Origin of the sequence: Mycobacterium sp. ITM-2016-00317, from assembly GCF_002968295.1 — a bacterium.
Taxonomy (GTDB): Bacteria; Actinomycetota; Actinomycetes; order Mycobacteriales; family Mycobacteriaceae; genus Mycobacterium.
Genome location: NZ_CP134399.1, coordinates 1,006,964 through 1,017,923, shown reverse-complemented (window position 1 = coordinate 1,017,923; position 10,960 = coordinate 1,006,964). Strand labels below are relative to the sequence as shown.

Sequence of the window (10,960 nt, the reverse complement as noted above, 5' to 3'; positions counted from 1 at the left end):
GGTCAGTCCTGATACCGTGCCTGCGGCGGACCGGGTGAGGGTCCGAGACTGCGCAGCCATGACGCGTAGAGCCGTTCCCAGGTGCCGTCGGCCCGGATCCGTTCCAGCACCCCGTTGACGAAGCGGATCACGTCGTCGTCGCCCCGCCGCACCCCGACGCCGTACGGCTCCACGCCGAGGCTGGCACCGACCACGTCGACGGCGGGATCCTGGGCGGCCAGCCCGGCCAGGACGACGTCGTCGGTGCTGATGGCGTCGATCTGACCCTGCTGCTGCATCAGCAGGCAATCCGTCCAGCTGGTCACCCCGATCAACGTGGGCCGCGGCCGCAGTGCGAAGATCCGCCCCAGTGACGTCGTCCCCGCGACGGCACACACCCGTTTTCCGGAAAGGTCTGCGGTACCGTCGATCCCCGATCCCTTACGGGCCAGGATGCGCTGGTTGGCGTAGAAGTAGACGGCCGAGAACCCGACGTTGCGCTTGCGCTCGCAGGTGATCGAGAAGGTCCGCACCACCACATCGACCTGACCGGACTGCAACGCCAGCTCACGCTGACCGGCGTCGACCACCTGCAGTTCGATCCGCCCGGGTTCGCCGAAGACCGCGCGGGCGATCTCGCGCGCGAGGTCGATGTCGAATCCCACGAGCTGGCCCGACCGCGGGTCGCGGAACCCGAACATGAACGTGTTCTGGTCCACCCCCGCGATCAGCCGCCCCCGGGCCTGGATCCGGGCCATGCTGGACCCGGCGGGCATCGCGCCGGCTCCGGCCAGCGGTCCGGGACGCAGGCTGGCCTCGGGATCGCCGCAATCGGCCACCGCGGTGACCGGCGGAGCCGTGATCTCCTGCGCCCCGGCGGGGCGCACCGGCACCGGTGCGACCGACACCGATGGCGGCGGGGTGGCCGACGCACCGCACGCCGCGACGGTGACAGCCACCGCGACCGCCGCCGCGGCGGTCCGGGCGCTCACAGGAACTCCTTGAGCCGCGGCCACAGCCCCGCCACCGCGACCGCGATCACGGCGATGGTCGACCCCAGCACGGCCGTGGGCGTCCAGCCGAGATACCGGGCTGCGCCGGCGACGTATCCGCGCATGGTGCCGCGGGCCTGTTCGATCGCGTCGCGCAGCGCCGATTCCACCAGCGCGAACTGTGCGCCCGAGGCACGCCGGTCGATGCCGAGCGCCTGGTCGACCGCCGCGGGATAGTCGCCGGCGCGGTAGGCCTCGACCTGACGGCGATGGCTGTCCACCCAGCTGTCGACGGCTTCGGTGACCGCCGGGACCTCCCCGCCGGCCAGAGCGAGCAGTTCGTCGATGCGGCCGTAGAACGCTGTCTCGCCGGCGGTGATGTCGCCGCGGGTGATCAGTTGCAGAGTCTCCTCGGTACGCGCCTGCTGGGCCAGGATGCGGGCCTCGGAGAGCGCGCCGAACCTGGCCGTCCCCTCGCTGCGCGCGCGTGCGATGTCGTCGCCGGCCAGGCGAACGGCGCCGACGACACCGCCCATCACCACCAGCACGATCGCCGCCGCGACCACGAGCCCGACGTTGAACACGCGATGGGTGCGGCGGGACAGCACCGCCGAGCCGGCCCCGATCACCACCAGAGTCGCCGCCCACAACAACAGCCCGATCGCCGGAAGGTCCGCGACACGGCGCTGACCCTCGTCGACCCGGGCCAGGTCGGCGGCGTAGACCGATTCCGCAGCGGGCAGGAGTCGGGTCTGCATCAATGACGACGCCTCGCGCAGGTACGCCGATCCGACCGGGAATCCCTGAATATTGTTGGCGCGGGCGGCTTCCACCAGACCCGTGTAGGTGGTCAAGTGTGCAGACACCCCGGCCAGCGTCGTGCGGGTGGCGACATCGGGTGCGCCTGCGGTCGCGTCGGCCAGCGCCCCGGCCGCCGCGGCGAGAGCCTGCTGATAGCGCGCCCGCATCAGCGGAGTCTGGGTGCCACCGGACAGGAAGATGGTCGCGGCGGCGGCATCGGCCGCCGACGAGGCGGCATAGAGGTTCTGCGCCGCGTAGGCCACCGGCTCCAGCTCGACGAGAACCGCCTTCTGCTGGTTGATCCGGTCGTTGAGCGCCGCGGCACACACCAGCCCGGCGGCGAGACCGAGAGCAGCCACCGCCACGGCGATCAGCACCACCACGCCGGGCGTGGTGCGGGCATATCGTCGCACCCACGCGCCAGAGGCGCGGGCGTCCACTGTGACGGCAGAGCTCATCACGATCACCGATCCCGTGCCCACTTCGCCGGCACAAGCGAAAGGGCAACCTCATGCTCTCTCATACCGGCCTCCCGTTTCAGCACTACCGGGGTATTGGGGGACATTGGGACGCCTCAAGGTCGATAGTCGTCCGGTCCGGCGGCAACGGCGCACGTAGAGCACTACCTGACTGCGGTGTTCTGCGGACGCGCGCCGTGAATTGTTGGCGCGGCGCCCCTCAGTGGGTACCGACAGTGGGGCCCCTGATTCGGACCTACAGTGGCCCTGACAGCCACAGACGGGAAGCGGCGGATGACATCTGCAGTGTCGATCTCGACGTGGGCACCGCTGCGATCCCCGACCTACCGCGCGCTGTGGATCGCGCAGTTCGTCTCCAACCTGGGCACCTGGATGCAGACCGTCGGCGCCCAGTGGATGCTGGTCGAGAGTCCCGACGCTGCGGTCCTGGTCCCACTGGTGCAAACGGCCACCACGTTGCCGGTGATGTTGCTGGCGCTGCCGTCCGGGGTGCTGGCCGATCTCGTCGACCGACGCAGGCTGCTGATCGCCACCCAGGGTGCGATGGCCGCCGGGGTCGGTCTGCTCGCGGTGTTGACGGGGGTCGGCCTGACCACGCCGACCTTGCTGCTGCTGATGTTGTTCGTCATCGGGTGCGGACAGGCGCTCACCGCGCCGGCCTGGCAGGCGATCCAGCCCGACCTCGTTCCGCCCGAACAGATTCCGGCCGCCGCCGCGCTGGGCAGCATGAGCATGAACGGCGCGCGGGCGGTCGGGCCCGCCATCGCGGGCGCGCTGGTGTCGCTGGCCGGCCCGGCGCCGGTGTTCGCGCTCAACGCGGTGTCCTTCGTCGGGATCGTGTTCGTGCTGATCGCCTGGCACCGTCCCGCCGAGAAGCGTGACTACCCGCCCGAGCGGGCCCTGGCGGCGCTCAGCGCCGGCGGCAGGTTCATCCGCAGTTCGCCGATCGTGCGGCGGATCCTGCTGCGGACACTGTTGTTCATCGCGCCGGCCAGCGCGCTGTGGGGGCTGCTGCCGGTGATCGCGGCCAACCAGCTCGGCCTAGGCTCCACCGGCTACGGTGTGCTGCTCGGCGCGCTCGGCGTGGGTGCGGTACTCGGCGCGTTCGTGTTGTCGCGGCTGCGCGCCCGGTTCGGTCAGAACGCGCTGCTGACCGCGGGTGCGGCCGGTTTCGCGGCGGCCACCGCGGTGCTGGCGCTGGTGCACCACTTCGGCGCCGTGTTGGCGGCCCTGGTGGTCGGGGGCGCGGCGTGGCTACTGACGCTGTCGACGCTCAACGCCGCCATGCAATTGAGCCTCCCGGCGTGGGTGCGGGCCCGCGGCCTGTCGGTGTACCAGCTGATCTTCATGGGTGGGCAGGCCGTCGGGTCGCTGCTGTGGGGTCTGCTCGCCGGCGCCACCACCAGCGTCACCAGCCTGCTGGTGAGCGTGGGCCTGCTGGCGGCCTGCGCCCTGACCTCGATCTGGATGCCGCTGCACGCGGGCACCGGCAACCTCGACCTGACGCCGTCGGCGCACTGGCCCGAGCCGACGCTGGTCTTCGAACCCGAGCCGCTGGACGGTCCGGTGCTGGTGCTCACCTCCTATCGCGTCCCGCCGGAGAACGAGGCGGGGTTCCTGTCGGTGATGGCGGCGCTGGGCCGCTCCCGTCAGCGCACCGGAGCGTCGTCGTGGCGGCTGTTCCGCAGTGTCGAGGAGGAGTGCACGTTCGTGGAGACGTTCGTGGTGCGTTCCTGGGGCGAGCACATGCACCAGCACCACATGCGGCTGACGGGGCAGGATCAGCTGATCGAGCAGCGGGTGGAAAGCTACACCGACGGGATCCCGATATCTCAGCACTACCTCGCGGTGCGCGACCCCGAGTGACCCCCGGCGCGACCTCCAGCGCGAGTGTGCGTGTCTGCGGGCGCCACGCCGCAGAAACAGCCGACTATGCGCACGCTCGCGCGCGAGTCCGCCTCTCAGTCGCGGGGCTCGAGCTCCGCGGCGAACGACACCCGCACCTCGTCGGCGACCTTCAGCGCGCCCATCATCATCGAGAACGGCTTGATCCCGAAGTCCGACTGCCGCAGCGAGTCCTGCGCCGACACCCGCACGCGCTCGCCGAGCTGTTCCACCGTCAGGTCCACCGTGTGGTCGCGGGTCACGCCGTGGATCTGCAGCGTGCCCACCAGCCGGTACCCGTCGGCGGTCGGCTCCACCTCGTCGGACCGGAACCGGATGCGCGGAAACCGAACGGCGTCCAGGCTTTTCAGCGCGTTCAGCCGGACCAGCGCCTTCTCCGGCCCCGTAAGCGGTGTCGCACCACCTTCGCCGCGCAGCACCTTGAAGCTGTCGACGTCAGCCGTGAGCTCCACCGCCACCGGCTCGTCGGCCCACTCCACCGTGCCGCGCCAGCTCATCGCGATCGTCAGCCGGTGGCCGACCCTGGAAGCGGCCCCGGCGACGGCGGTGGTCACCGTCAACTGGCCGTCGGTCGAATCGAGTTCCCACACCGCTCCGGCCACCGGGCGAATCTACCCCGGCGGATACGGCAGTCCGACCTCGTCGGCGAGCAGGCTCTGGACGATGATCATCGCCGCCTCGGACCCCGACGCCACCGCCCCGGCGATGTGCGGCTGCTCGGTGCAGGTGTCGCCGGCGGCGAACACCCCTCCCGCGCTGGTGCGGGCGATCTCGTCGACGGTCAACGGCTCGGTACCCAGCGGGCCGGGCGTGCACGTCGCACCGAGCTGCGCGGCCAGCGTCGACCGCTGGCGCACCGGCGCCTCCACCAGCAACGCGTCCCGCTCCAGCCGGTCACCGTCGGCGAACGCGATGCTCTGCAGCCGGCCGTCCGCCGCGATCAGCTCGACCACGCGCCGCTCGTCGACGCTCACGCCTGCCCGGTGCAGCAGCCGCCGGTCGTCGGAGGTCAACTCCGAGCGGCCGTCGGTCAGCAGCACGACGTCGACGCTCCAGCCGCGCAGCATCAACGCGGTGTGCAGCCCCTGCTCCCCGGCGGCCAGCGCCGCGAGCCGGGTGTCGCGCACCTCCCACCCGTGACAGAAGGGACAGTGGAACACCGTGGTGCCCCACAGCTCGGCCAGGCCTGGGAGCTGCGGCGGACAGTACGACATCCCGGTCGCCAGCAGCACCCGCCGGGCGCGCACCTCGGTGCCGTCGTCGATCTCGAGCACGAAGCCGCGGTCGACGGCCCGCCCGCTGCGGACCTCGCCGCGGCGAAACTCCACCGTCGGGTACTCGCGGAGTTCCGCGCGCCCGGCCGCGTAGAGCTCATCAGGTCGCCGCCGGTCGTAGCCGAGCAGTCCGCCGATCACCGGCGCGGCCCGGTTACTCGGGTCGTCGGCGTCGATCACGATGGTCTTGCGGCGGGCCCGCCCCAGCACCAGCGCGGCACTCAGGCCGGCCGCACCGGCGCCGACCACTGCACATTCGAATTCCACACGCGCTCTGTTCCCCGAAATCGCGGGGTTAGGCCTCGCGCGCCTGGAGTCTTTCCCGCTGCGGCACCACCACGTACTTCGGGTCCCTGGTCGACGCGACACCGGCCTCGAACGTGCCGAACCGCTGCAGCGCGCTGCCGGCCAGCAGCGCGGCGCCGGACAGGGCGACCGCCCAGCGGCGCCGACCGGACACCACCGCACCGACCGCGCCCGCGACGTTCAGGATCTCCGCGCACTGCCGCAGCGTGTGCGGCCGGCCCGTCGTGTACGCCTCGCCGACCAGCCCGAGCCGCCGTTCCATGGTGCGCGACGCCGCCACTTCGAGCACCGCACCGGTCACCGCCATCCGCCGTGCCGGTCCGCTCTCCGACACCGGAGCCAACAGCATGCCCAACCCCCCACCACTGGCCGCTGCCGACCCGGTGAAGACGAACGGCAGATACGGGTGCGCCTCGTGCCAGGCCGGCACCGCGGTCTGCGACAACAGCACCGCGGTGTAGGACGCCACCCCGGGGGCCACCGCCGCCGCCTCCAGTCCCGCGGGGCGAGCCAACCGCGACACCAAGCGGCCCAGCGCAGTTCGACGGATCCGGGCCGGCATCAACTCTGCGACGGCCGCGACGCCGACGCCCGGCCCGAACCCGCCCAGGAGCCAGGTACCCATGCTCATCGGCGAACTGGGCTTGACGACCCGCAGCATGTGGTGGAAGCGCTCCGGCCGGCCCAGATCGGCGATCAGGAAGTACATGCTCGCCAACAGACTGGCCAGCGCCCCCAGCCGCGACACCTTCCGCAACTGGGGGCGCCCTGTCAGATCCGCTCCCGCTGCCAGCAGTGCCGAGCCCGCCGACAGTCCGCCGCTGAACAGGTACGCCGCGATCATCCAGTTCCACACCGGTGTCTTGAGGATCTGCCGACCGTAGTACGACCGGAACTCGGCCGGCGGGACGGCCATGTCGTCCTTGCCCCGGCGATGATGCCGAACCTGCGCGTGTGTGTCGGAAGCACCTGTGTCGCTGAGCTTTTCACGCATCACAGGCGCCTTCCGAGAAAGGCCGACACCGTGACCCCGACCAACGCGGAGGCCGCGATGCCGGCGTAGCGCCACATCGCGCCGATGTCGCGCGTGGGCACCACCGGGTCCGGCGGCAGGCCGTACACTTCGGGCTCGTCGAGCAGCAGGAAGAACGCGCCGTCCCCGCCGACACCGTCGTTGGGGTCGTGCCCGTAGAGCCTGGCCTCGGTCACGCCGTGTTCATGGAGTTCCTCGACTCGCAGCGCGGCACGCTCGCGCAGTTCGTCGAGCACGCCGAACTGGATGGAGTCCGTCGGGCACGCCTTCGCGCATGCCGGCTCCAGACCGTCGTGCAGGCGGTCGTAGCACAGCGTGCACTTCCACGCCCGGCCGTCGCCCTCGCGACGCTCGATCACCCCGTACGGGCACCCGGACACGCAGTAGCCGCAGCCGTTGCAGATGTCCTGCTGCACCACGACAGTGGAGAACTCGGTGCGGAACAGCGCACCCGTCGGGCACACGTCCAGGCAGCCGGCGTGGGTGCAGTGCTTGCACACATCCGACGACATCAGCCAGCGGAAGTCCTGCCGGGTCTCGGCGCCGCTGCCGTCACCCGGGCGCTCGAAGCCGGGCATGCCCAGATCCTCGGGCGCTGCCGCTTGTCCCGACCCGGTCCGCTCGTCCACCGGCTGCTCGATGAACGCCACGTGCCGCCACGAGTTCGCGCCCAGCTCACCGGTGTTGTCGAACGACATGCCGAGCAGATTGAAGCCGTCCCCATCTCCCGAGACGGGCACCTGGTTCCATTCCTTGCAGGCCACCTCACAGGCTTTGCAGCCGATGCACACCGACGTGTCGGTGAAGAAGCCGACCCGTGGAGGGTGGTCGTCGTATCCGGCCTCGCCGGCGACGTCGTCGAGCGGGCCGTAGAAACTGGCTTCCCCGATGCGTGATCCGCTGCGCTTCTCGCTGTGACTCATGACTTCTCCTCGGTGTGGTCACTCGAAGGCCCGGTGGTGTCGAGATGAGTGCCCGTGTGCGGGGTGATCTGGGCGCGCTCCCGGTAGCTCCGCAGATACTCCAGAAGCAGCGGACCTCGCGGCCGGCGGCCGGGCTGGATGTCACAGGTCGCGACCTTGCTCTCCTGGATGAACACGTTCGGGTCGGCGACCACACCGAGCAGGTCGTTGACGACGTCGCCGTCGACCAGGCCCGCGTGACCAAAGTGATAGGGCATCCAGATCTGGTGCACCACATGGTCTTCGACGCGCAGCGGCCTCATCCTGCTGGTGACGAACACCCTGGCGTCGACAGCCGCGCGGCTGGTCACCACGTGTGCCCAGTCCATGTGTTCGAGCCCGCGTTCGCGCGCGAGTTCCGGTGACACCTCGACGAACAACGCCGGTTGCAGTTCAGCCAGATAGGGCAGCTGCCTGCTCATTCCACCGGCGGTGTGGTGCTCGGTCAGCCGGGCGGCGGTGAACACGAACGGGAACACGTCGCCGTGTGCGTCCGGCCACGAGGGATTCGACGGGTTGTCCGCCCGTCCGTAGACCTTGCGCGCCGGATTGCCCTGCTGCCGGTAGAGCGGGTTGCGCACCGGCGATTCGTGCGGCTCGTAGTGGGTCGGCAGCGGACCGTCGACCACGCCGTTGGGCGCGAACAGCCATCCCTTCCCATCGGCCTGCATGATGAACGGATCGTCACCGTGCAGTGCCTCCACCCCGACCGCGTCCGGGGCGGGCCGGTAGTCCGGCGGCTTGGTCTTCTCGAAATCGGGAATGTCGTGACCGGTCCACTCCCCCTTGTCCGGATCCCACCACACGAGCTTCTTGCGCTCACTCCACGGGCGGCCCTGCGGATCGGCCGACGCCCGGTTGTACAGCACGCGCCGGTTCAGCGGCCAGGTCCAGCCCCACTCGTTGTCGTAGGGGCCCTGCTCGGTGTGCGGTGTGCGCCGCGCGGCCTGGTTCACCTCGTCGGCGTACACACCGCTGTAGATCCAGCACCCGCAGGCGGTGGAGCCGTCGGCCTTCAGCTCCAGGTAGCTGTTGACGGCCCGGCCGGTGGTCAGGTCGACGCCGTTGATGCGGCGCAGCACGTCCTCCCCGGAGGGCTCGTCGCCGTGCAGTTCGTAGTCCCACCACAGGTCCAGCAGCGGCCGGTCGCGCTCATCTGTTGAGCCGGAGAGCTTTTCGCGCAGGATGCGGCCCAGGTGGTAGAAGAACCACAGCTCGCTGCGCGCGTCACCGGTCGGTTCGACCGCCTGGTCACGCCATTGCAGCATGCGCTGGGTCTGGGTGAACGTGCCGGACTTCTCGACGTGCGAGGCGGCCGGAAAGAGGAACACCTCGGTGCGGCAGGTTTCCGGGTTGATCTCACCGGTCTCCACCTCGGGCCCGTTCTTCCAGAACGTCGCGCTCTCGATCTCGACGAGGTCGCGCACCACCAGCCAGTCCAGGTTGGCCATCCCGAGTCGCTGGAGCCTGCCGTGCGCCGAGCCGACGGCGGGGTTCTGGCCGAGCAGGAAGTAGCCGAACACCTTGCCGTCCACCATGTCCATCACCGTGCGGTAGGTGCCGTGGTCGCCACTGATGCGCGGCAGGTAGTCGAAGCAGTAGTCGTTGTCCGGGGTCGCCGCGTCGCCCCAGTACTCCTTGAGCAGCGACACCATGTACGTGTCGGCGTTGTGCCAGAAGCCTTTCTGGTTACGGCCCTTGATGTCGTCGAGGTAGTCGGCCAGCGTCTCCTGCCCGGCCTTGGGCATCGCGAGGTAGCCGGGCAGCAGGTTGAACAGCGTCGGTATGTCGGTCGAGCCCTGGATGCTGGCGTGGCCGCGCAGCGCGAACACGCCCCCTCCCGGCCGGCCGATGTTGCCCAACAGCAGCTGGATGATGGCGCCGGCGCGGATGAACTGCGAGCCCATCGAATGCTGGGTCCAGCCAACCGAATACACCAGAGCGGCAGTCTTTTCGCGCCCCGAGTTCTGGGTCCACTTGCGGGCCACCTCAAGGAACACGTCGGCGGGGATGCCGCACACCCGCTCCACCATCTCGGGGGTGTAGCGGGCGTAATGCCGTTTCAGGATCTGGTACACGCAGCGCGGATCCTGCAGCGTCGGGTCGCTGGGGATGTCACCCGCGGCGCCTTCGATCGGCGGTCCGCCGGAGCCCGATTCGTAGGCGGTGCTCTCCTCCTTGGCCTCGGCGCCGCCCTCCTCGGAACCCGTGCTCTGGTACTGCCACGTCGACGGGTCATAGGACGCCGTGGCGTCGTCGTAGCCGGAGAACAGGCCGTCGAGATCCTCTGCGTCGGCGAAGCGTTCGTCGACGAGGAAGGACGCGTTGGTGTAGGCGGTCACGTACTCCCGGAAATCGAGCTCGTTGCTCAGGATGTAGTTGATGACCCCACCGAGGAACGCGATGTCACTGCCGGCGCGCAGCGGCACGTGCCGGTCGGCCAGCGCGCTGGTGCGGGTGAACCGTGGGTCGATGTGCACCACGGCGGTGCCCCGCGACTTGGCCTCCATCACCCACTGGAACCCGACCGGATGGGCTTCGGCCATATTGGAGCCCATGATGACGATGAAGTCGGAGTTGACGAGGTCCTGCTGGTAATCCGTCGCCCCGCCGCGACCGAAGGAGGCCCCCAGACCGGGAACCGTGGCGCTGTGTCAAATACGCGCCTGGTTCTCGATCTGTAGGGCGCCCAGCGCGGTGAAGAGCTTCTTGATCAGGTAGTTCTCTTCGTTGTCCAGCGTGGCGCCGCCGAGGCCGGCGATGCCCATGGTGCGGCGCAGCGTGTGCCGGTCCTTGTCGAAGTCCTGCCAATTCTTGGCGCGGGCGTCGAGCACCCGGTCGGCGACCATGTCCATCGCGGTGTCGAGATCCAGGTCCTGCCACTCGCGGGCATATGGCGGCCGGTAGCGCACCTTGGTCAGCCGCTGTGGGCCCGTGACAAGTTGGGTGCTCGCCGACCCCTTGGGGCACAGCCGGCCGCGGGAGATCGGGCTGTCGGGATTGCCCTCGATCTGGATGACCTTGTCGTCCTTGACATACACCTTCTGCGCGCAGCCCACCGCGCAGAACGGGCACACCGAATGCGTGACATGGTCGGCCTCCGCGGTGCGCGGAGCCAGCGTCAGGCTGCGCGGGGACTGTGCCGCCTTGCCGCGGCCGAGTTTGTCCCCGCCGGTGAGTTGCCGGTACACCGGCCACGACTCGAGAAGCTTCCTGATGTCCACCGATC

The 10,960-nt window shown here is 69.9% G+C and carries 8 protein-coding genes; 1 reads left to right on the top strand and 7 read right to left on the bottom strand.

Annotated features, from left to right (window positions below; all coding sequences use genetic code 11):
* Window positions 1-2: 2 nt before the first annotated feature.
* Entirely contained in the window at window positions 3-971 is a 969-nt protein-coding gene (locus C6A87_RS04835) for a glutamate ABC transporter substrate-binding protein (protein ID WP_311116231.1), read from the bottom strand.
* Window positions 968-2,230 carry a hypothetical protein gene (locus C6A87_RS04830; RefSeq protein ID WP_311116230.1) on the bottom strand — a complete coding sequence of 421 codons (1,263 nt, stop codon included), beginning with the start codon at window positions 2,228-2,230 and terminating at the stop codon, window positions 968-970. Before C6A87_RS04830 ends, C6A87_RS04835 begins: the two co-directional genes overlap by 4 nt.
* A 294-nt stretch (window positions 2,231-2,524) precedes the next feature.
* Here C6A87_RS04830 and C6A87_RS04825 point away from each other — a divergent pair, with 294 nt between their 5' ends.
* Window positions 2,525-4,117 (top strand): MFS transporter, encoded by a 1,593-nt coding sequence (locus tag C6A87_RS04825; RefSeq protein ID WP_311116229.1) that lies wholly within the window; start codon window positions 2,525-2,527, stop codon window positions 4,115-4,117.
* A gap of 95 nt (window positions 4,118-4,212) precedes the next feature.
* Here C6A87_RS04825 and C6A87_RS04820 read toward each other — a convergent pair whose 3' ends face one another.
* From C6A87_RS04820 to fdh, 5 genes are all read right to left on the bottom strand, one after another.
* On the bottom strand, window positions 4,213-4,758 hold the full coding sequence (locus tag C6A87_RS04820) for a YceI family protein (protein ID WP_311116228.1): 546 nt from the start codon (window positions 4,756-4,758) through the stop codon (window positions 4,213-4,215).
* A gap of 9 nt (window positions 4,759-4,767) precedes the next feature.
* A complete protein-coding gene (locus C6A87_RS04815) occupies window positions 4,768-5,697 on the bottom strand; it encodes an NAD(P)/FAD-dependent oxidoreductase (RefSeq protein ID WP_311116227.1) in 930 nt (309 codons plus the stop codon).
* Between the two features lie 28 nt (window positions 5,698-5,725).
* Entirely contained in the window at window positions 5,726-6,652 is a 927-nt protein-coding gene (gene nrfD / locus C6A87_RS04810) for an NrfD/PsrC family molybdoenzyme membrane anchor subunit (RefSeq protein ID WP_311116226.1), read from the bottom strand.
* Between the two features lie 77 nt (window positions 6,653-6,729).
* A complete protein-coding gene (locus tag C6A87_RS04805) occupies window positions 6,730-7,692 on the bottom strand; it encodes a 4Fe-4S dicluster domain-containing protein (protein WP_396837001.1) in 963 nt (320 codons plus the stop codon).
* The gene (gene fdh, locus C6A87_RS04800) at window positions 7,689-10,955 is read right to left on the bottom strand and encodes a formate dehydrogenase (RefSeq protein ID WP_311116225.1); all 3,267 of its coding nucleotides are present in this window, start codon (window positions 10,953-10,955) and stop codon (window positions 7,689-7,691) included. The genes C6A87_RS04805 and fdh overlap by 4 nt, the downstream gene beginning before the upstream one ends.
* Window positions 10,956-10,960 lie beyond the last annotated feature (5 nt).